The 20500-nt window shown below is 57.9% G+C and carries 21 protein-coding genes and 1 pseudogene; 12 read left to right on the forward strand and 10 right to left on the reverse strand.

The genetic code is table 11. The features are described from left to right. Window positions 1–10: 10 nt before the first annotated feature. Window positions 11–967 (reverse strand): transaldolase, encoded by a 957-nt coding sequence (gene tal, locus ABLU95_RS08645; protein ID WP_023290605.1) that lies wholly within the window; start codon window positions 965–967, stop codon window positions 11–13. 294 nt (window positions 968–1261) lie between these two features. On the opposite strand from tal, the gene maeB reads away from it, so the two are divergent. Beyond that, window positions 1262–3541 carry an NADP-dependent oxaloacetate-decarboxylating malate dehydrogenase gene (gene maeB / locus ABLU95_RS08650; RefSeq protein WP_023290604.1) on the forward strand — a complete coding sequence of 760 codons (2280 nt, stop codon included), beginning with the start codon at window positions 1262–1264 and terminating at the stop codon, window positions 3539–3541. A 54-nt stretch (window positions 3542–3595) separates the two neighbouring features. On the opposite strand, the gene hemF is transcribed toward maeB, so the two are convergent. Beyond that, window positions 3596–4495 (reverse strand): oxygen-dependent coproporphyrinogen oxidase, encoded by a 900-nt coding sequence (gene hemF, locus ABLU95_RS08655; protein WP_101881322.1) that lies wholly within the window; start codon window positions 4493–4495, stop codon window positions 3596–3598. Next, window positions 4495–5367, reverse strand: a complete 873-nt coding sequence (gene amiA, locus ABLU95_RS08660) for an N-acetylmuramoyl-L-alanine amidase AmiA (RefSeq protein WP_004201984.1) — start codon at window positions 5365–5367, stop codon at window positions 4495–4497. Before amiA ends, hemF begins: the two co-directional genes overlap by 1 nt. Before the next feature lie 211 nt (window positions 5368–5578). On the opposite strand from amiA, the gene ABLU95_RS08665 reads away from it, so the two are divergent. The 4 genes from ABLU95_RS08665 (at window position 5579) to ABLU95_RS08680 (ending at window position 8071) form a co-directional block, all read left to right on the forward strand. After that, window positions 5579–6004, forward strand: coding sequence for a GNAT family acetyltransferase (locus ABLU95_RS08665; RefSeq protein ID WP_002913637.1), 426 nt, complete (start codon window positions 5579–5581; stop codon window positions 6002–6004). Further along, window positions 5991–6440, forward strand: a complete 450-nt coding sequence (locus tag ABLU95_RS08670) for a DUF2919 domain-containing protein (protein ID WP_032453690.1) — start codon at window positions 5991–5993, stop codon at window positions 6438–6440. The genes ABLU95_RS08665 and ABLU95_RS08670 overlap by 14 nt, the downstream gene beginning before the upstream one ends. Window positions 6441–6501: 61 nt before the next feature. After that, a complete protein-coding gene (locus tag ABLU95_RS08675) occupies window positions 6502–7077 on the forward strand; it encodes an RpoE-regulated lipoprotein (protein ID WP_023290601.1) in 576 nt (191 codons plus the stop codon). Between the two features lie 94 nt (window positions 7078–7171). After that, the gene (locus ABLU95_RS08680; RefSeq protein ID WP_348879250.1) at window positions 7172–8071 is read left to right on the forward strand and encodes a Dyp-type peroxidase; all 900 of its coding nucleotides are present in this window, start codon (window positions 7172–7174) and stop codon (window positions 8069–8071) included. A gap of 78 nt (window positions 8072–8149) precedes the next feature. On the opposite strand, the pseudogene ABLU95_RS08685 reads toward ABLU95_RS08680, so the two are convergent. Beyond that, window positions 8150–8488: pseudogene (locus tag ABLU95_RS08685) on the reverse strand (DUF559 domain-containing protein). A gap of 158 nt (window positions 8489–8646) precedes the next feature. On the opposite strand from ABLU95_RS08685, the gene cysP reads away from it, so the two are divergent. The 5 genes from cysP (at window position 8647) to cysM (ending at window position 13485) form a co-directional block, all read left to right on the forward strand. Then, window positions 8647–9663, forward strand: a complete 1017-nt coding sequence (gene cysP / locus ABLU95_RS08690) for a thiosulfate/sulfate ABC transporter substrate-binding protein CysP (protein WP_023290598.1) — start codon at window positions 8647–8649, stop codon at window positions 9661–9663. Beyond that, window positions 9663–10496: a sulfate/thiosulfate ABC transporter permease CysT gene (gene cysT / locus ABLU95_RS08695; protein WP_002913626.1), complete on the forward strand. Its 834-nt coding sequence runs from the start codon at window positions 9663–9665 to the stop codon at window positions 10494–10496. Before cysP ends, cysT begins: the two co-directional genes overlap by 1 nt. Further along, window positions 10496–11371: a sulfate/thiosulfate ABC transporter permease CysW gene (gene cysW / locus ABLU95_RS08700; RefSeq protein ID WP_004201990.1), complete on the forward strand. Its 876-nt coding sequence runs from the start codon at window positions 10496–10498 to the stop codon at window positions 11369–11371. The genes cysT and cysW overlap by 1 nt, the downstream gene beginning before the upstream one ends. Continuing rightward, a complete protein-coding gene (gene cysA, locus ABLU95_RS08705; RefSeq protein WP_004201991.1) occupies window positions 11361–12455 on the forward strand; it encodes a sulfate/thiosulfate ABC transporter ATP-binding protein CysA in 1095 nt (364 codons plus the stop codon). Before cysW ends, cysA begins: the two co-directional genes overlap by 11 nt. A gap of 118 nt (window positions 12456–12573) precedes the next feature. Next, a complete protein-coding gene (gene cysM, locus ABLU95_RS08710) occupies window positions 12574–13485 on the forward strand; it encodes a cysteine synthase CysM (protein WP_032453688.1) in 912 nt (303 codons plus the stop codon). On the opposite strand, the gene ABLU95_RS08715 is transcribed toward cysM, so the two are convergent. After that, window positions 13482–13877 carry a nuclear transport factor 2 family protein gene (locus ABLU95_RS08715; protein ID WP_348879251.1) on the reverse strand — a complete coding sequence of 132 codons (396 nt, stop codon included), beginning with the start codon at window positions 13875–13877 and terminating at the stop codon, window positions 13482–13484. The two genes, cysM and ABLU95_RS08715, sit on opposite strands and share 4 nt — an antisense overlap. A gap of 163 nt (window positions 13878–14040) precedes the next feature. Beyond that, the gene (ptsJ, locus tag ABLU95_RS08720; RefSeq protein WP_348879252.1) at window positions 14041–15339 is read right to left on the reverse strand and encodes a transcriptional regulator PtsJ; all 1299 of its coding nucleotides are present in this window, start codon (window positions 15337–15339) and stop codon (window positions 14041–14043) included. Between the two features lie 82 nt (window positions 15340–15421). Here ptsJ and pdxK point away from each other — a divergent pair, with 82 nt between their 5' ends. Both pdxK and ABLU95_RS08730 read left to right on the forward strand, forming a co-directional pair. Continuing rightward, a complete protein-coding gene (gene pdxK, locus ABLU95_RS08725) occupies window positions 15422–16288 on the forward strand; it encodes a pyridoxine/pyridoxal/pyridoxamine kinase (RefSeq protein WP_080820347.1) in 867 nt (288 codons plus the stop codon). After that, window positions 16285–16524 (forward strand): hypothetical protein, encoded by a 240-nt coding sequence (locus ABLU95_RS08730; protein WP_044524307.1) that lies wholly within the window; start codon window positions 16285–16287, stop codon window positions 16522–16524. Before pdxK ends, ABLU95_RS08730 begins: the two co-directional genes overlap by 4 nt. Before the next feature lie 40 nt (window positions 16525–16564). Here ABLU95_RS08730 and crr read toward each other — a convergent pair whose 3' ends face one another. From crr to cysK, 4 genes are all read right to left on the reverse strand, one after another. Further along, window positions 16565–17074: a PTS glucose transporter subunit IIA gene (crr, locus tag ABLU95_RS08735; protein ID WP_000522253.1), complete on the reverse strand. Its 510-nt coding sequence runs from the start codon at window positions 17072–17074 to the stop codon at window positions 16565–16567. A gap of 42 nt (window positions 17075–17116) precedes the next feature. Continuing rightward, window positions 17117–18844: a phosphoenolpyruvate-protein phosphotransferase PtsI gene (gene ptsI, locus ABLU95_RS08740; protein ID WP_004201998.1), complete on the reverse strand. Its 1728-nt coding sequence runs from the start codon at window positions 18842–18844 to the stop codon at window positions 17117–17119. Window positions 18845–18888: 44 nt separating this feature from the next. After that, on the reverse strand, window positions 18889–19146 hold the full coding sequence (gene ptsH, locus ABLU95_RS08745) for a phosphocarrier protein Hpr (RefSeq protein WP_002913505.1): 258 nt from the start codon (window positions 19144–19146) through the stop codon (window positions 18889–18891). A 380-nt stretch (window positions 19147–19526) separates the two neighbouring features. Then, window positions 19527–20498, reverse strand: a complete 972-nt coding sequence (gene cysK / locus ABLU95_RS08750; protein ID WP_348879254.1) for a cysteine synthase A — start codon at window positions 20496–20498, stop codon at window positions 19527–19529. Window positions 20499–20500 lie beyond the last annotated feature (2 nt).

Below are 20500 nucleotides of genomic sequence, written 5' to 3' on the forward strand. Positions count from 1 at the left end.
CTCCGTGAGACTAAAGTGACAGTTTGGCGGCAAGCAGATCTTCCAGTTTGCGTTGATCGACGGCGAACAGGCGGATACCCTCCGCCAGCTTTTCGACCGCCATAGGATCCTGATTATGTTCCCAGCGGAACTCCGCCTCGCTGAGCGGCACCGGGCGCGGCAGGATCTGGCTGGCAGGGATCAGTTTGCGCACCACCGGGGCGTCGCTGGCCTGCAGCTCTTTTAATAAAGGCGGGGCGATGGTCAGGCGGTCGCAGCCGACCAGGGCGAGGATCTGCTCGGTGCGGCGGAAGCTGGCGCCCATCACGATGGTGTTGTATTTATGCTGTTTGAAGTAGTCATAGATATTGCGCACGGATTTCACCCCTGGATCTTCCTCAACCACGTAAGGATCCAGCGGTTTGCGCGCCTGATACCAGTCATAAATACGCCCGACGAAAGGGGAGATCAGATAGACCCCGGCTTCGGCGCAGGCCCGGGCCTGGGCGAAGGAAAACAGCAGCGTCAGGTTGCAGTGGATCCCCTCTTTTTCCAGCGTTTCGGCGGCGCGGATCCCCTCCCAGGTGGAGGCCAGCTTGATCAGGATCCGTGACTTATCAATGCCCATCTCCTGATACAGCGCCACCAGATGGCGCGCCTTCTCGATACTCTTCTCCCGGTTGAAGGAGAGCCGGGCGTCCACCTCGGTGGAGACACGGCCAGGAATGCTTTTGAGGATCTCCGCGCCAAAATTGACCGCCAGCTTATCGCAGGCGTGAGTTACCTGCGCTTCGCGGCTGCCTCCTTGCTTTTTGGCCCAGGCGATCGCGTCGTCGATGAGTCCGCTATAGGACGCCAGCCCGGCGGCCTTCAGCAGCAGGGAGGGGTTGGTGGTGGCATCTTCCGGATGGTAGTGGCGGATGGATTCGATGTCGCCGCTGTCGGCGACCACGGTGGTGAACTGCTTAATACTGTCTAGCTGATTCATGGATAAGTCCTCCTGGAACAAGGTGTTACATGAGTGCTTGCCGGTATGCGGTATAAATATTGATGAGGTACATAACCAAAAAGCATAGCAGACGGGGCTATTATTGGCGGCGAATCCGGGTAACATAACCGCTATAAATTGATAACAACCAGATCATAGCGATGGCCAGAGTTTGGCGGTGTTCAAAGTTTATCGCCCCGCCAGGAGGGATACTGTCTGCCACTGAAAGGTGAACGACAGGATGGTCATCACGCTTTTTCCCTACGAACGATACGTGAAAGAAAGGAATATAAAATGGATGAGCAGTTAAAACAGAGCGCCCTCGACTTCCACGAATTTCCGGTTCCCGGAAAAATCCAGGTCTCGCCGACCAAACCTCTCGCCACCCAGCGCGATCTGGCGCTGGCCTACTCGCCGGGCGTCGCGGCCCCCTGTCTGGAAATCGAAAAAGATCCGCTGGCGGCTTACAAATATACCGCCCGCGGCAACCTGGTGGCGGTCGTCTCCAACGGCACTGCGGTGCTGGGGCTTGGCAACATCGGCGCCCTGGCCGGCAAACCGGTAATGGAGGGCAAAGGCGTCCTGTTTAAGAAATTTGCCGGCATCGATGTGTTTGATATCGAAGTCGATGAGCTGGACCCGGACAAATTCATTAACGTCGTCGCCGCCCTCGAGCCGACCTTCGGCGGCATCAACCTCGAAGATATTAAAGCGCCGGAGTGTTTCTACATTGAGCAGCAGCTGCGCGAGCGGATGAATATTCCGGTGTTCCATGACGATCAGCACGGCACGGCGATCATCAGCACCGCGGCGATCCTCAACGGCCTGCGCGTCGTTGAGAAGAATCTGTCCGACGTGCGGATGGTGGTCTCCGGCGCGGGGGCGGCGGCTATCGCCTGCATGAACCTGCTGGTGGCGCTGGGGATGCAAAAGCACAACATCGTGGTCTGCGATTCGAAAGGCGTTATCTATAAGGATCGTGAGCCGAACATGGCGGAAACCAAAGCGGCCTACGCGGTGGAAGACGACGGCAAACGCACCCTTGATGACGTGATCGACGGCGCGGACATTTTCCTCGGCTGCTCCGGTCCGAAAGTGCTGACCCCGGAGATGGTGAAGAAGATGGCGCGCGCGCCGCTGATCCTCGCCCTGGCCAACCCGGAGCCGGAAATTCTGCCGCCGCTGGCGAAGCAGGTCCGCGATGACGCCATCATCTGCACCGGCCGCTCCGACTACCCTAACCAGGTCAACAACGTCCTCTGCTTCCCGTTCATCTTCCGCGGCGCGCTGGACGTCGGCGCGACGGCGATCAACGAAGAGATGAAGCTGGCGGCGGTGCATGCCATTGCCGAGCTGGCCCACGCCGAGCAGAGCGAAGTGGTCGCCTCCGCCTACGGCGATCAGGATTTAAGCTTTGGCCCGGACTACATTATTCCGAAACCGTTCGATCCGCGGCTGATCGTCAAGATCGCCCCCGCGGTGGCGAAGGCGGCGATGGACTCCGGCGTGGCGACGCGCCCGATCGCCGATTTTGACGCCTATATCGAGAAGCTGAGCGAGTTCGTCTATAAGACCAACCTGTTTATGAAGCCTATCTTCTCTCAGGCGCGCAAAGAGCCGAAGCGCGTGGTGCTGGCGGAAGGGGAGGAGACCCGGGTGCTGCACGCCACCCAGGAGCTGGTGTCGCTGGGGCTGGCCAAACCGATTCTGGTGGGGCGCCCGAGCGTGATTGAAATGCGCATCCAGAAGCTGGGCCTGCAGATCAAGGCCGGCGTTGACTTCGAGATCGTCAATAATGAATCCGACCCGCGGTTTAAAGAGTACTGGAGCGAGTACTACCAGCTGATGAAACGCCGCGGCATTACCCAGGAGCAGGCGCAGCGGGCGGTGATTAGCAACACCACGGTGATTGGCGCCATCATGGTTCACCGTGGCGAAGCGGATGCGATGATCTGCGGCACCATTGGCGAGTACCACGACCACTACCGCGTGGTGCAGCCGCTGTTCGGCTATCGCGACGGCGTCAGCACCGCCGGGGCGATGAACGCGCTGTTGCTGCCGAGCGGCAACACCTTTATCGCCGACACCTATGTCAATCACGATCCATCGCCGGAAGAGCTGGCGGAGATCACCCTGATGGCGGCGGAAAGCGTGCGTCGCTTTGGTATCGAACCGCGGGTGGCGTTGCTGTCGCATTCCAACTTTGGCTCTGCCGACTGCCCGTCCGCCAGCAAGATGCGCAGAACCCTTGAGCTGGTGAAGGCGCGCGCGCCGGAGCTGATGATCGATGGCGAAATGCATGGCGACGCCGCGCTGGTGGAAAGCATTCGCAACGATCGCATGCCGGACAGCCCGCTGAAGGGGTCGGCCAATATTCTGGTGATGCCGAATATGGAAGCCGCCCGGATCAGCTATAACCTGCTGCGCGTCTCCAGTTCGGAAGGGGTCACCGTCGGGCCGGTGCTGATGGGGGTAGCGAAGCCGGTGCATATCCTGACGCCGATCGCCTCTGTGCGTCGCATCGTGAATATGGTGGCGCTGGCGGTTGTCGAAGCGCAAACCGAACCGCTGTAAACGTCATAAAAAAGCCCCGGTACTCCGGGGCTTTTTGGTCTGATTTGGCGTCGCTCAGATCCAGGCTTTCACTTTAATAAACTCGCTCAGCGCCGCCTCAGGGCTGCCGGCCTCCGGCTGGTAATCATATTCCCAGCGTACCAGCGGCGGCATCGACATCAGAATAGATTCCGTCCTACCGCCGGTCTGCAGACCGAACAGGGTCCCACGGTCCCAGACCAGATTGAATTCGACGTAGCGGCCGCGGCGATAGAGCTGAAAATGGCGCTCACGCTCGCCGTACGGCGTGGCTTTTCGGCGTTCGACGATGGGTAAATAGGCGTCAGCGTAACCGTTACCCACTGCCTGCATAAAGGCGAAGCAGTGGTCAAAATCCGGGGTGTTCAGGTCGTCAAAGAACAGACCGCCAATCCCGCGCTGTTCCTGGCGGTGCTTCAGATAGAAATAATCATCGCACCATTTTTTATAGCGCGGATAGACGGCTTCGCCGAAAGGCAGACACAGATCGCGGGCGGTACGATGCCAGTGGACGGCATCCTCTTCAAAGCCGTAGTAAGGGGTTAAATCAAAGCCGCCACCGAACCACCACACCGGCTCGGCGCCAGGCTTTTCGGCAATAAAGAACCGCACGTTGGCGTGGCTGGTGGGCACATAGGGGTTCAGCGGATGGACCACCAGCGAGACGCCCATGGCTTCAAAGCTGCGTCCGGCCAGCTCCGGGCGGTGGGCAGTGGCGGAGGCTGGCATGGCGTCGCCATGGACATGGGAAAAGTTGACCCCCGCCTGCTCGAACACATTGCCGTCGCGCAGCACCCGGCTGCGTCCGCCGCCGCCGCCTTCCCGCTGCCAGGCGTCTTCAATAAACGGCGCGCCATCCACGGCGCTTAGCTGCTGACAGAGGCTGTCCTGCAGCTGGAGCAGAAAAGTTTTAACCTGCGCGGCATCGGGTTTCATTAACGTCTCTTCGAATGGGCTTTCTGGTTATCGAACCAGTGGAAATAGCTGATAATGCCGTTGGCAATCGCGGTGGCGATTTTCTGCCGGAAGGCGGTGGTGCCGAGCAGTTTTTCCTCGTTCGGGTTCGTAATGAACGAGGTTTCCACCAGCACGGACGGTATGGACGGCGACTTCAGCACCACGAACGCCGCCTGTTCGGTATTGCGGCTGTGCAGCTTATGCACCGGCTTGATCTTTTTCAGGATATGCGAGCCCAGCGTCAGGCTGTTTTTAATGGTGTCGGTCTGTACCAGATCGAACAGCACCTGCTGCAGCAGATGGTCTTTATCCGTCGCTTTCTTACCGGCGACCTCGTCGGCGCGGTTTTCGCGATCGGAGAGGTATTTCGCCATGGCGCTACTGGCGCCGCGGTTTGACAGAGCGAACACCGAGGCGCCGGCAGCGCTCGGGTTGGTGAAGCCATCGGCGTGGATCGACATAAACAGATCGGCGCCGTGCTGATGGGCAATCTCCACGCGGTCATACAGCGGGATAAAGGTATCGCCGGTGCGGGTCAGGCGGGCGTCAATGCCGTTGCTGCGCAAGATGCTGCGCACGTTCTTAGCGATCGCCAGCACCACATGCTTCTCTTTCGAGCCATTATGGCCGATAGCCCCGGTGTCGATGCCGCCGTGGCCCGGGTCGAGCATCACAATGCGGCGTGCGCCGGCCTTTTTGGCGGCGGGTTTGCTGTGTCCATTTGATGTTTTCAGTGGCTGCTCTTTTGCGCTGACCTGTGCAGTGACGCCGCTCAGCGTCATGGCAGCCAGCCCGGCTTTCAGCACCTGACGGCGCGAAGCAAGTATTTTTAAGGGTTTAAAAGTGCTCATTCGGCCTGAATTGTAAACAAGTGATGTCCAATGTTATATCGTATCGCGTTTGCCGTTACGACCATTCAAAATAAGAATTGTTTTACTTTTCATTTCAATACATGACAAAGTCATATTATGCCATTTTTTGTCGCTGATTTCGCCTGATATTGGCTATCAGTCATATTCGCGCCATAATCACTGTTTTTAACCGTCAATGGTGGGGAATACCATGGAGATTCGCGTTTTTCGCCAGCAGGATTTCGAAGAGGTTGTGACGCTGTGGGAGCGTTGCGATCTGCTGCGTCCCTGGAACGATCCGGAGATGGATATTGAGCGCAAGCTGAATCACGATGTCAGCCTGTTCCTGGTGGCGGAAGTGAACGGCGAAGTCGTCGGTACGGTGATGGGCGGATATGACGGCCATCGCGGGTCGGCCTACTATCTGGGCGTCCATCCGGAATATCGCGGTCGGGGGATCGCGAACGCGCTGCTCAACCGTCTGGAGAAAAAGCTGATTGCTCGCGGCTGCCCGAAAATCAATATTATGGTCCGCGAGGACAACGACGTGGTGCAGGGGATGTACGAGCGGCTGGGCTATGAGTACGCCGATGTCCTGACCCTGGGCAAACGCCTGATTGAAGATGAAGAATACTGAGTTTATCCCCGCCGATTTTGATGCCCATGGCCGTCTGCGTCTGCCTTTCCTTTTCTGGTGCGTGCTGTTGTTACAGGCCCGCACCTGGGTGCTGTTCTTGATGGCCGGCGCGTCGCGTCAGCAGGGCGACGCGATTCTAAATCTGTTCTATCCCGATCACGACCGCTTCTGGCTCGGTCTACTCCCCGGCGTGCCGGCGGTGCTGGCCTTTCTGCTTAGCGGCTATCGTCAGCGCCTGCCGCGCCTGTGGCGGGCGATGCGCTGGCTGCTGGTGTTATCGCAAGTGCTGCTCTTGCTGTGGCAGCCGATGCTATGGCTGAGCGGCGAATCTCCCTCCTCGCTGACCATCGGACTGCTGGCGGCGGATGGTTATGCCCTATGGTGGCTGGCAACCAGCCGTCGCCTCGGCGCCTGTTTTCGCCAGACCACCTTTTAATGGCACTTTTTGCCGATCGTGAACTCCAACATGCGTTGAATGACTCAGAAAGGATTGTGATATGAAATCGCTACGTGTAATGCTCTGCGCGCTTCCGCTGGCGCTGACCGGCTGCTCAACGATGAGCGCGGTCAACTGGTCGGCGGCCTATCCGTGGAACTGGTTTGGTTCTTCCACCGAGGTGACCGAGCAGGGGGTGGGGAAACTGACGGCGTCCACGCCGCTCAACGAACAGGCCATTAGCGATGCGCTGGGGAGCGACTACCGTTTGCGCAGCGGAATGAAGACCGATAAGGGGAATATCGTCCACTACTTTGAAGCGCTGAAAGACAACAGCGTGGCGCTGACCATCAATGGCGACAACGGCGCCATCAGCCGGATTGACGTCCGCGATGCCGAAATCAAAACCGCCAGCGGCGTGAAAATCGGCACACCGTTCAGCGACCTGTACAGCAAAGCCTTCGGCAACTGCCAGAAAGGCAGCAATGACAATGGCGCGGTCGTCGAGTGTCAGGCCGAGGGGAGCCAGCATATCAGTTACGCCTTCACCGGTCACTGGAGCGGCCCGGACGAGCTGATGCCCTCCGACGATACGCTGAAAAACTGGAAGGTCAGCAAAATTATCTGGCGTCGCTAAATTGATCTGAAGAGACACGACGGCCCTGAAAAACGGTTACAATGGCGCGTTAGCAACGCGACAGCGTTGTAGTTGCATCATTTCAGGAGGAGCGATGTCTCAGGTTCAGAGCGGCATTTTGCCGGAACATTGCCGCGCGGCGATTTGGATTGAAGCCAATATCAAAGGGGACGTTAACGCCCTGCGCGAAGCGAGCAAAAATTTTGTCGATAACGTGGCCACCTTCCAGGCTAAATTCCCCGACGCTAAACTCGGTGCGGTGGTGGCGTTCGGCAATAACGTCTGGCGTCAGCTGAGCGGCGGCGAAGGGGCGGAGGAGTTAAAAGATTTTCCGGTCTACGGCAAAGGGCTGGCGCCATCCACCCAGTATGACCTGCTGATTCATATTTTATCCGCCCGCCATGAAGTGAACTTCTCGGTGGCGCAGGCCGCGCTGGCCGCCTTTGGCGACGCTATCGAGGTGAAAGAAGAGATCCACGGCTTCCGCTGGGTGGAAGAGCGTGACCTCAGCGGTTTCGTCGACGGCACCGAAAACCCGGCGGGGGAAGAAACCCGTCGTGAAGTGGCGGTGATCAAAGACGGCGTGGATGCGGGCGGCAGCTACGTATTCGTCCAGCGCTGGGAGCATAATCTCAAACAGCTGAACCGCATGAGCGTGCCGGATCAGGAGATGATGATTGGCCGCACCAAAGAAGCCAACGAAGAGATCGATGGCGACGCACGTCCGGTCACGTCTCACCTGAGCCGCGTTGACTTAAAAGAAGATGGCAAAGGGCTGAAAATCGTCCGCCAGAGCCTGCCGTATGGCACCGCCAGCGGTACCCATGGCCTCTATTTTTGCGCCTACTGCGCGCGTCTGTACAACATCGAGCAGCAGCTGCTGAGCATGTTCGGCGATACCGACGGCAAACGCGACGCGATGCTGCGCTTCACCAAACCGGTGACCGGCGGCTATTACTTCGCGCCGTCCCTGGAGCGTATTCAGGCGCTGTAATGCTTTCCCCTCACCCTAACCCTCTCCCTGAGGGAGAGGGCCGGGGTGAGGGGGAGAGTTCCTCGTGCGTGCGCAGGATCACCTGCAGCACGCCGGTTTCGTTCCGGTCATACTCGATATTCCAGAAGCGTAAAACGGTCCAGCCCTGCTGCTTAAGCCATGTTGTGCGCCGGGCATCGTATTCAGTCCGGCTGTCATGCTGGCCGCCGTCGAGCTCAATCACCAGGCGAAATCTTGAATATAGGGTCCAGCGGGATGCTGGCGGTGAAACTTGTAGCTGGCAAAACGGCGATCGCGCAGCTGGTGCCACAGGCGGCGCTCCTGCGGCGTCAGGTGGCGGCGCAACTGCCGGGCGTCATTTGTGCTGTTTTCCATTAACAAAGTGTGCCACGCTGTTCGCTCCTCGTCCGATTTCATTACCTTATTTGCCAGCCGCTTTCAGCTAAGCTTTGCCAGGCGCTTATTCCCTTTTCGACTTCCAAATCGCCAAACGGTATATAAAACCGTTACTCCTTTCGTACCCGTTATAAATATGATGATCATCAGTAAATGATCATTTTTGATAAGGGTGCGCAATGGCCGTTAAATCACTGAAAAAAGGATATCTGGCGCTGGCGGCTTCCATGCTGCTGGTGGCGCAGGCGCAGGCGACGGAGCTGCTGAACAGCTCCTATGATGTCTCCCGCGAGCTGTTTGCCGCCCTTAACCCGCCTTTTGAGCAGCAGTGGGCGAAGGACAATGGCGGGGACAAGCTGACCATCAAGCAGTCGCACGCTGGCTCGTCCAAGCAGGCGCTGGCGATCCTGCAGGGCCTGAAGGCGGACGTGGTGACCTACAACCAGGTGACGGACGTGCAGATCCTGCATGACAAAGGCAACCTGATCCCGGCCGACTGGCAAAGCCGCCTGCCGAACAACAGCTCGCCGTTCTATTCGACGATGGGCTTCCTGGTGCGCAAAGGCAACCCGAAAAACATTCATGACTGGAGCGACCTGGTCCGCTCCGACGTTAAGCTGATCTTCCCGAACCCGAAAACCTCGGGCAACGCGCGGTATACCTACCTGGCGGCCTGGGGCGCGGCGGATAAAGCCGACGGCGGCGATAAAGCCAAAACCGAACAGTTTATGACCCAGTTCCTGAAGAACGTCGAAGTCTTCGACACCGGCGGACGCGGGGCGACTACCACCTTCGCCGAGCGCGGCCTGGGCGATGTGCTGATCAGCTTCGAGTCGGAAGTGAACAATATTCGCAAGCAGTATGAGGCGCAGGGATTTGAAGTGGTGATCCCGAAAACCAACATTCTGGCGGAGTTCCCGGTGGCCTGGGTGGATAAAAACGTCAAAGCCAACGGCACGGAAAAGGCGGCGAAGGCCTACCTGAACTGGCTCTACAGTCCGCAGGCGCAGACCATCATTACCGACTACTACTATCGGGTAAACAACCCGAAAGTGATGGATTCGCTGAAGGATAAATTCCCGCAGACCGAACTGTTCCGCGTGGAGGACAAGTTTGGCTCCTGGCCTGAGGTGATGAAAACCCACTTCGCCAGCGGCGGCGAACTGGACAAACTGCTGGCGGCGGGGCGTAAGTAATGTTTGCTGTGTCGTCCAAGCGCGTGCTGCCGGGCTTTACCCTGAGCCTCGGCACCAGCCTGCTGTTTGTCTGTCTGATTCTGTTATTACCGCTCAGCGCGCTGGTGATGCAGCTGGCGCAGATGAGCTGGGCGCAGTACTGGGATGTGATCACCAACCCGCAGGTGGTGGCGGCCTATAAGGTGACGCTGCTGTCGGCGTTCGTGGCCTCGATTTTTAACGGCGTCTTCGGCCTGCTGATGGCGTGGATCCTTACCCGCTATCGTTTTCCGGGCCGCACGCTGCTGGATGCCTTAATGGATCTGCCGTTTGCGCTGCCGACGGCGGTGGCCGGCCTGACCCTGGCTTCGCTGTTTTCGGTTAACGGCATTTACGGGGAATGGCTGGCGAAGTTCGATATTAAAGTGACCTATACCTGGCTCGGTATCGCCGTGGCGATGGCGTTCACCAGCATCCCCTTCGTGGTACGTACCGTGCAGCCGGTGCTGGAAGAGCTGGGTCCGGAATATGAAGAAGCAGCGGAAACGCTGGGCGCTACGCGCTGGCAGAGCTTCCGCAAGGTGGTGCTGCCGGAGCTGTCGCCAGCCCTGCTGGCGGGCATTGCCCTGTCGTTTACCCGCAGCCTCGGCGAATTTGGCGCGGTGATTTTTATCGCCGGCAACATCGCGTGGAAGACGGAAGTGACGTCGCTGATGATCTTTATTCGACTGCAGGAGTTTGACTATCCGGCGGCGAGCGCCATCGCCTCGGTGATCCTGGCCGCCTCACTGCTGCTGCTGTTTTCCATCAATACCCTGCAGAGTCGCTTTGGTCGACGCGTGGTAGGTCACTAATGGCGGAAGTTACTCAATTGAAACGCTACGACGCGCCCCGCATCAACTGGGGAAAATGGTTTCTGATTGGCGTCGGGATGCTGGTCTCCGCCTTCATCCTCGTGGTGCCGATGCTTTACATCTTTATCCAGGCCTTCAGCAAAGGGTTAATGCCGGTGCTGGAAAACCTGGCCAATCCGGACATGCTCCACGCCATCTGGCTGACAGTGATGATCGCCTTGATTACCGTGCCGGTGAACCTGGTGTTCGGGACCTTGCTGGCCTGGCTGGTCACGCGTTTTACGTTCCCGGGACGCCAGCTGCTATTGACGATGCTGGATATCCCGTTCGCTGTCTCGCCGGTGGTAGCCGGTCTGGTTTATCTGCTGTTCTACGGCTCTAACGGTCCGCTGGGCGGCTGGCTTGATGCGCATAACCTGCAAATCATGTTCGCCTGGCCCGGCATGGTGCTGGCGACGATCTTTGTCACCTGTCCGTTTGTGGTGCGTGAGCTGGTGCCGGTGATGATGAGTCAGGGCAGTCATGAAGATGAGGCGGCGGTCTTGCTGGGCGCTTCCGGCTGGCAGATGTTCCGCCGGGTGACGCTGCCCAATATTCGCTGGGCGCTGCTGTACGGCGTGGTGTTGACCAACGCCCGCGCCATCGGCGAATTCGGCGCGGTGTCGGTGGTCTCCGGTTCGATCCGCGGAGAAACGCTGTCGCTGCCGCTGCAAATTGAATTACTGGAGCAGGATTACAACACCGTCGGCTCGTTTACCGCCGCGGCCCTGCTGACGTTAATGGCTATTCTGACCCTGTTTTTAAAGAGTATGTTGCAATGGCGTCTGGCCAATCAGGAAAAACGCGCGCAACAGGAGGGAAATCATGAGCATTGAGATTGCCAATATTAAGAAATCGTTTGGTCGCACCCAAGTGCTGAATGATATCTCGCTGGATATCCCTTCCGGACAAATGGTTGCGCTGCTGGGGCCTTCCGGCTCCGGGAAAACGACCCTGCTGCGGATTATCGCCGGGCTGGAACATCAGACCAGCGGTCATATCCGCTTCCACGGTACCGACGTCAGCCGGATGCACGCCCGCGACCGTAAAGTGGGCTTCGTCTTCCAGCACTATGCGCTGTTCCGCCATATGACGGTGTTCGATAACATCGCCTTTGGCCTGACCGTGCTGCCGCGCCGCGAACGACCCAACGCCGCGGCGATTAAAGCCAAAGTGACCAAACTGCTGGAGATGGTGCAACTGGCCCACCTGGCGGATCGCTATCCGGCGCAGCTGTCCGGTGGTCAGAAACAGCGCGTGGCGCTGGCGCGCGCCCTGGCGGTAGAGCCGCAAATTCTGCTGCTGGATGAACCTTTCGGCGCGCTGGATGCGCAGGTGCGTAAAGAGCTGCGCCGCTGGCTGCGTCAGCTGCATGAAGAGCTGAAATTTACCAGCGTGTTCGTCACCCACGATCAGGAAGAGGCGATGGAAGTTGCCGACCGGGTGGTGGTGATGAGCCAGGGCAACATCGAACAGGCCGATGCGCCTGAACGCGTGTGGCGTGAGCCGTCGACCCGCTTCGTGCTGGAGTTCATGGGGGAAGTGAATCGCCTGCAGGGGGTTATCCGCGGCGGACAGTTCCACGTTGGCGCTCACCGCTGGCCGTTAGGCTATACCCCGGCTTACCAGGGGCCGGTGGATCTGTTCCTGCGTCCGTGGGAAGTGGACATCAGCCGCCGAACCAGCCTGGATTCGCCGCTGCCGGTGCAGGTCCTGGAGGCCAGCCCGAAAGGTCACTACACCCAATTAGTCGTCCAGCCTCTGGGGTGGTATGACGAACCGCTGAGCGTGGTGTTAACGGGCGATGAGGCGCCGTCCCGCGGCGAACGGCTGTTCGTCGGGCTGCAAAACGCGCGCCTGTACAACGGTACCGAGCGTATCGAGCCGCGCGGCGAGCTTGCTCTGGCGCAGTCGGCCTGATAGCTTAAATCCATGTGCTTTTGCCGGGTGACGCTGTGCTTACCCGGTCTGGAATTATCACGCGTCTGGTAGGCCGGGTAAGCGAAGCGCCGCCCGGCTTTTTTATTGAGTAAAAATCGTGAATACACTCGAACACACCATCGGCAATACCCCTCTGGTCAGGCTTCAGCGTCTGGGGCCGGACAATGGCAGCGAAATCTGGGTCAAACTTGAAGGCAATAATCCAGCCGGTTCGGTGAAAGATCGCGCTGCGCTGTCGATGATCGTTGAAGCGGAAAAGCGGGGCGAAATTCAGCCCGGCGACGTGCTAATTGAAGCGACCAGCGGCAACACCGGTATCGCGCTGGCGATGATCGCCGCGCTGAAAGGCTACCGGATGAAGCTGCTGATGCCCGACAACATGAGCCAGGAGCGCCGGGCCGCGATGCGCGCCTATGGCGCCGAGCTGATCCTGGTCACCAAAGAGCAGGGGATGGAGGGGGCCCGCGACCTGGCCCTGGAGATGGCTCAGCGCGGGGAGGGCAAACTGCTCGATCAGTTCAACAACCCGGACAACCCCTACGCCCACTACACTACCACCGGGCCGGAAATCTGGCAGCAGAGCGCGGGGCGTATCACCCACTTTGTCTCCAGTATGGGGACCACCGGCACCATTACCGGCGTGTCACGTTTTCTGCGCGAACAGAGTAAACCGGTGACCATTGTCGGCCTGCAGCCGGAGGAGGGCAGCAGTATTCCCGGGATACGCCGCTGGCCGGCAGAGTATATGCCGGGGATCTTTAACGCTTCGCTGGTGGATGCGGTGCTGGATATTCATCAGCAGGATGCCGAGAACACCATGCGTCAGCTGGCGGTACAGGAAGGCATTTTCTGCGGCGTCAGCTCTGGCGGCGCGGTAGCCGGGGCGTTACGTATCGCTCGCGAAAACCCAGGCGCGGTGGTGGTGGCGATCGTCTGCGATCGCGGCGATCGCTACCTCTCCACCGGCGTGTTCGGCGAGGAACACTTTAGCCAGGGGGCGGGTATTTAATCATCGAGCAGGTCGGTGCCGTAGGAGTTATCGACGGTGCACAGCCAGCGCTCGCCCTGCTTCTGAAAGACATAGGTTGCGCGTCGCGTAACCTGTGTTATCCCCTGTGCCGTCGGGATATCCAGCCGGGTCTCCAGAATCACCAGCGCATTGCCGCCGCCCTCGATGATCTCCATTTTCCCCTGAGTCACGATCAGCCGGTGCTGGAAATAGTCGGCAATGGCGATAAACGCTTTGCGGATATTCTCTTTCCCTCTGACCACCATGCCCGGTTTGACGACCAGCGCGGCGTCTTCCGCGTAATAGCCCATCAGGGTATCGTAATCTTCCTGCGAGATAGCGCGGTCGCAGGCCTCAATGACTGTTTTTAGCGTCAGGTCAATGTGATGCATCTCTGGTGCTCCTTATTGTGAGCGATTTATCAGCCACCGAGAGCGTTGTATCCGTCTCGACGTTCCGGTCATGCAGGTAAGACTACGCCTGTTTTCGTTTAATTTTTCAGTAACTTGTCGACAGCTGCCATCCCTCCCCGATGCGTTCGGCGCACTGCCTGCGTCAGGGGGCGTCTAACACCTGGGCTATATCGGCCGCCAGGCGGGCAATCTCAGCGTCGCTCAGGCGGCCCAGCGACAGGCGTAGCCCGTGGGAGGGCGTACGGATGCCAAACACCTCCCCCTCGCGGACCAGCCAGCCGGCCCGGGCCAGGCGTAAGGCGTAGGGTTGGCTCGCCGTTGGCAGCGGCAGCCAGAAATTGAGGCCATCGCCAGGCGCAGCATGACTGTCGCCGTGCCGGGCCAGCGCTGCCGCCAGTTTCTCATTCTGTTGCCGATAGTGACGGCGGGTCTCCGTCATCGAGGCGATAAACGCCTTATCGGTGAGACAGGCCAGCGTCAGATCCTGCAGCAGATGGCTGACCCACTGGCTGCCGGCGTTAAGCCGCAGACGCAGCGCGGAGGAGGTGTCGACATCGCTGGCGATAAAAGCCAGCCGCAGGTCTGGCCCGAGGGTTTTTGACATCGAACGCACCACCGCCCAGCGTTGGGTGCTCGCTGGCAGAGGAGAAAACCAGGGCGTGGCCGACAGCAGGGCAAAATGGTCATCGACGATCGCCAGCACCTGCGGATAGCGGGCCAGCACCTCCCGCAGGGCATGCGCCCGGGTTTCCGTCAGGCTACAGCCGGTAGGATTGTGCGCGCGCGGGGTCAAGATCACCGCCCGCGCGCCGTTGCGTAACGCCTCCTCCAGCCCGTCTGGATCCATCCCCTCGGCATCCACCGCCACCGGGCAAGGGGTAAAGCCAGCGTAACGCACCATATTGATGCTGCTGAGAAAACAGGGATCTTCAACCACCACGCCGTCGCCGGGGAGCAGCAAGGCGCACAGCAGGCGCTCCAGCGCGTCAATCGCCCCGCTGGCGAGATTCAGGGCAAAGGGAACGGTTATCTCCCTGGCAAACCATGCCTCAGCCCATTCTCCTAGCCGCGGCTCGATGGGGGCATCGCCATACAGGCGGGGCGTGCGGGCAATATGGCCCAGATAGCGTGGTAAATCAGGCAGCCTGGCGGGGTCCGGATTGCCGCTGGAAAGATCGTTCAGCGGCGTCGTGGGGTCACCGCCTTCCAGCGCCGGCAGCGGATCCCGTGCTTTGATAGCTGTGCCGTTCCGTCCCTGGCTGACGGCCAGCCCGGAGGTGACCAGCCGTTTATAGGCGGCGGCGACGGTATTGCGATTCACCGCAAGCTGGCTGGCGAGCTCGCGGACCGGCGGCAGAACCTCTCCGGGCTGCAAGCCACCGCTCTGCACCAAATGGCGGATATGATCGAAGATATCGCTGGCGGTTTTTCCGGCAAACATTATTGACCTATGACAAAATGAAATTTAGCATAGGACGAATCATAATCAGAGCGTGACCCGCTGTCCAGCGGGGGGAGAAAAGATGGGCCAGCAAGATGACATACAATCAGTGCTCTTTCACGACAAAAGCCGGGCTTCGGAAGTCGATATCGTCGCCGTGCAGTCGCAGGTAGTCTACGGCAGCGTCGGCAACAGCATCGCGGTACCGGCGATTAAACAGCACGGTCTGCGCGTGCTGGCGGTGCCGACGGTGCTGTTCAGCAATACGCCCCATTATGAGACGTTCTATGGCGGCATTATCCCGGAGGAGTGGTTTGTCGGGTACCTGCAGGCGCTGGAGGAGCGCGACGCGTTGCGCGAACTGCGTGCGGTGACGACCGGTTATATGGGCAACGCCGTGCAAATTGAACGTCTGGCGCAGTGGCTGACGCGGGTCCGCGACCGCCATCCCGATCTCTGTATTCTGGTGGATCCGGTGATTGGCGATGTCGACAGCGGCATCTACGTCAAGGCCGAGATCCCGGACGCCTATCGTCAGCACCTGCTGCCGCTGGCGCAAGGGATCACCCCTAATCTGTTTGAGCTGGAGACGCTGAGCGGCCGGCGCTGTCGCAATCAGCCGGAGGCGGTCGCCGCGGCGCGTAGCCTGCTGTCGGACAGCCTCAAATGGGTGGTGATCACCAGCGCGCCGGGAGAAGCTGATTCGACGATCAATGTGCTGGTGGTGACGGCCGATGCGGTGGAGGTGGTGGTTCACCCGCGGGTGGAGACGGATTTAAAGGGTACCGGCGATCTGTTCTGCGCCGAGCTGGTGAGCGGGTTGCTTTCCGGCCTGGCGCTGGGTGCTGCGACGGAGGCAGCCGCCCAGCGCGTGCTGGAGGTGATGAACTGGACTGCCGCGCAGGGATGTGACGAACTGATCCTGCCGCCGCTGGAGAAACAGAGATGAAAAGCTATCGGTTAGTGATCCGTCAGCAGGGACGCATTGTTGGTCATTTTGATACTTCAGGGGAGGCGGCGCTGGAGGATGCCTGCGTGGCGCGGTCGCTGTTCGGCCTGGCCGGTGGATATCAGTGTGAACTGCTGGTCTCTGACAGCGAGCGGCGAATTCTGGAGAGCACTCCGGAAGGATTGCGTATCTTATCCCGCGAAAAATGCTATCAGCCGGTGACCCATGCGATATAAAAAAATGGCGCCTTTCGGCGCCATTTTTATGCAGCAGATATTACTTCTTGATGCGGATTACCGGGGTTTCACCCACGGTCACGCTACCGGACAGTTTGATCAGCTCTTTGATCTCGTCCATGTTGGAGATAACCACCGGAGTCAGGGTCGACTTGGCTTTCTCTTCCAGCAGCGGCAGATCGAATTCGATAACCGGGTCGCCGACTTTCACGCGCTGGCCTTCTTCAGCGATACGCTTGAAGCCTTCGCCTTTCAGTTCAACGGTATCAATACCGAAGTGAACGAACAGCTCGATGCCGCTATCAGATTCAATAGAGAACGCATGGTTGGTTTCGAAAATTTTACCAATGGTACCGTCTACCGGCGCGACCATTTTGTTGCCGGTCGGTTTGATGGCAATCCCATCGCCCACAATTTTTTCCGCAAAAACCACATCCGGCACGTCTTCAATGTTGACGATCTCACCGGAGAGGGGAGCAACAATCTCAATAGTTCCGGTGTCTTTCTTGTCATCAGAAACCAGAGATTTCAATTTATCAAACAAACCCATGATCTTCTCCTAAGCAGTAATTTGGGCCGCGCATCTCGTGGATTAGCAGATTGTTTTTTCTTCAATGAACTTGTTAACCAGCGTCATTAACTCGTCCGTTGTCGGTTGAGCAAGAGCCTGCTCTGCTAATACTTTCGCATCTTCGAAGTTCGTGTTACGAATAATCTTCTTGATGCGCGGGATGGAAATGGCGCTCATAGAGAATTCGTCCAGCCCCATACCCAGCAACAGAAGTGTAGCACGTTCATCGCCCGCAAGCTCACCGCACATGCCAGTCCATTTACCTTCAGCGTGAGAAGCATCAATAACTTGCTTAATCAGATTCAGTACAGACGGTGACATCGGCTGGTAAAGATGTGAAATCATATCATTACCACGGTCAACTGCCAGAGTATATTGCGTTAAATCATTGGTGCCGATACTAAAGAAATCAACTTCTTTGGCCAGATGACGAGCAATAGTCGCCGCAGCCGGTGTTTCCACCATCACGCCGATCTCAATGGATTCGTCAAATGCTTTACCTTCGTCACGCAGTTCCTGTTTGTAGATTTCGATCTCTTTCTTCAGCGCACGCACTTCTTCAACAGAGATGATCATCGGGAACATAATGCGCAGCTTACCGAAAGCGGAGGCACGCAGGATGGCGCGAACCTGATCGCGGAGGATCTCTTTACGATCCATCGCGATACGCACAGCACGCCAGCCGAGGAACGGGTTCTCTTCTTTCGGGAAGTTCATGTACGGCAGCTCTTTGTCGCCGCCGATGTCCATGGTACGCACGATAACGGCCTGAGAGCCACAGGCTTCAGCCACCGCTTTATAAGCCGCAAACTGCTCTTCTTCGGTTGGCAGCGCGTCGCGATCCATGAACAGGAATTCAGTACGATACAGGCCTACGCCTTCGGCGCCGTTGCGCTCAGCACCTTCGACGTCGCGAACGGTACCGATGTTGGCGCACACTTCAACCTGATGGCCGTCGAGAGTAATCGCCGGCAGATCTTTCAGTTTCGCCAGTTCGGCTTTTTCTTCCGCAACCTGAGCCTGCAGATTACGCAGCGCTTCAATTTGCTCGTTGGACGGGTTGATCAGAACCTGGTTGTTCACCGCGTCGAGAATAAGATAGTCGCCGTTTTTCACCTGCGCCGTGATGCTGCCGGTGCCCACGATGGCCGGCAGTTCGAGAGAACGCGCCATGATGGAGGTGTGGGAGGTACGGCCGCCCGCGTCGGTGATGAAACCCAGCACTTTTTTCAGGTTCAGCTGTGCGGTTTCTGACGGGGTCAGATCGGCGGCGACGAGGATGACTTCATCCTGAATCGCGCTCAGATCGATGATGGCCAGACCAAGGATGTTGCGCAGCAGGCGCTTACCGATATCACGTACGTCAGCCGCACGTTCTTTCAGGTATTCATCGTCCAGCTCTTCCAGGGCAGTGGCCTGACCGTCGATAACTTCATTGGCTGCCGCGTCGGCAGTCATATGCTTATCTTTAATCAGGGCTATGATTTCCTGCTCAAGCTCCTCATCTTCCAGCAGCATAATATGCCCTTCGAAGATGGCTTCTTTTTCTTCACCGAAAGTTTCACCAGCTTTGGTTTTGATGACCTCCAGCTGGGCGGAGGCCTTGGCGCGGCCGCTCAGGAAACGTTCGACTTCCTGATCAACCTTATCGGCAGAAATTTTCTTCCGGTCGATGACAATTTCATCTTCCTTCAGCAGCAGTGCTTTGCCGAAGGCGATACCCGGGGATGCTAAAATGCCTGAAATCATAACCCTACCTTACTTGTGACTGATATGAAAAAGAACCCGTGAACTTACTCGAGTTCAGCCATCAGTTTAACCAGATGCTCAACCGCTTTCTGTTCATCTTCGCCTTCCGCGGAGAGGGTTACTACGGTGCCCTGGGTCAGGCCCAGAGTCTGCAGTTTGAACAGGCTTTTGGCGCTGGCGCTTTTGCCGTTGGAGGTTACAGTGATCTCAGAAGTGAAGCCTTTAGCTTCTTTAACAAACTGAGCAGCAGGGCGGGTGTGCAGACCGTTCGGAGCGGTAATGGTAACTTCTTGCTGGAACATTATATTTCCCCAACTTATAGGTTTAGTGTTGTGGACCTAAAGTCTAGTCTAACGACTCGACTTTAGCCTGTATTGTTAGCGCCGGCGTTACGTTTCCGGCCTTGGCGTCGGCAGCGCCTGGCGCTGCGAAGACCTGCGGGCCATTGACGTCTAGCACGTCATTAAACATTATGCCGCGAAAGGAAGACTTGAACCAAATCATAAAATCGATTCAGCTGGCGGAAATCCTCTTCTGAATAATTTCGCGCATCAAAATAAATGTGCTGGTTAAATACCAGACCCTACGAGGTGAATCAATGCCAGGAGGGGTAAAACTTTGACGTATGCCACAAAAAAGCACCTGAAAAGGTGCTTTTTTACACATTATTTACAAGCTGGCACTACTGTTGCAGTTCTTTCTCGGTGAAGAGATCGGCAAACAGCGCGGTGCTTAAATAACGCTCACCCGAGGAAGGCAGGATAACCACAATATTCTTATTGGTAAAGGCTTCATCTTCTTGCAGCTTCAGCGCCGCGGCAACGGCGGCCCCGGAAGAGATACCCGCGAGGATGCCTTCTTCTTCCATCAGGCGGCGTGCCGTGGAGATCGCTTCATCATTGGTAATGCCGATCACTTTGTCCACCAGCTTCAGATCCAGGTTACCAGGAATGAAGCCGGCGCCGATGCCCTGAATTTTGTGCGGGCCCGGCTTGAGCTCTTCACCCGCCAGCGCCTGGGAGATAACCGGCGAATCGGTCGGTTCAACCGCGACGGTGAATAGATCTTTTTTGCCCTTGGTGTTTTTAATGTAGCGGCTGACGCCGGTCAGCGTACCGCCGGTACCTACGCCGGAGATGAAGACATCCACCTGACCGTCGGTGTCTTCCCAGATTTCCGGGCCGGTGGTCTTTTCATGGATTTCCGGGTTAGCCGGGTTGCTGAACTGCTGCAGCAACAGGAATTTTTCCGGGTTGCTGGCGACAATCTCTTCCGCTTTCTGAATGGCGCCTTTCATGCCTTTGGCGCCTTCGGTCAGCACCAGGTTGGCGCCCAGCGCTTTCAGAAGCTTACGACGCTCGATGCTCATGGTTTCCGGCATGGTTAGCGTTAGCTTGTAGCCGCGAGCCGCCGCCACGTAGGCGAGGGCGATACCGGTGTTGCCGCTGGTCGGTTCGACCAGTTCCACGCCCGGTTTCAGCACGCCGCGCTTTTCAGCATCCCAGATCATATTGGCGCCGATACGGCATTTTACGCTAAAGCTCGGGTTACGAGATTCTACCTTTGCCAGGAGACGGCCGTTACCAATGCGGTTCAGTCGTACCAGCGGCGTATGACCGATAGTCAGGGAGTTGTCTTCAAAAATCTTACTCATGG

Source organism: Klebsiella sp. GG_Kp146 (assembly GCF_040061975.1).
GTDB classification, from domain to species: Bacteria; Pseudomonadota; Gammaproteobacteria; order Enterobacterales; family Enterobacteriaceae; genus Klebsiella; species Klebsiella quasipneumoniae.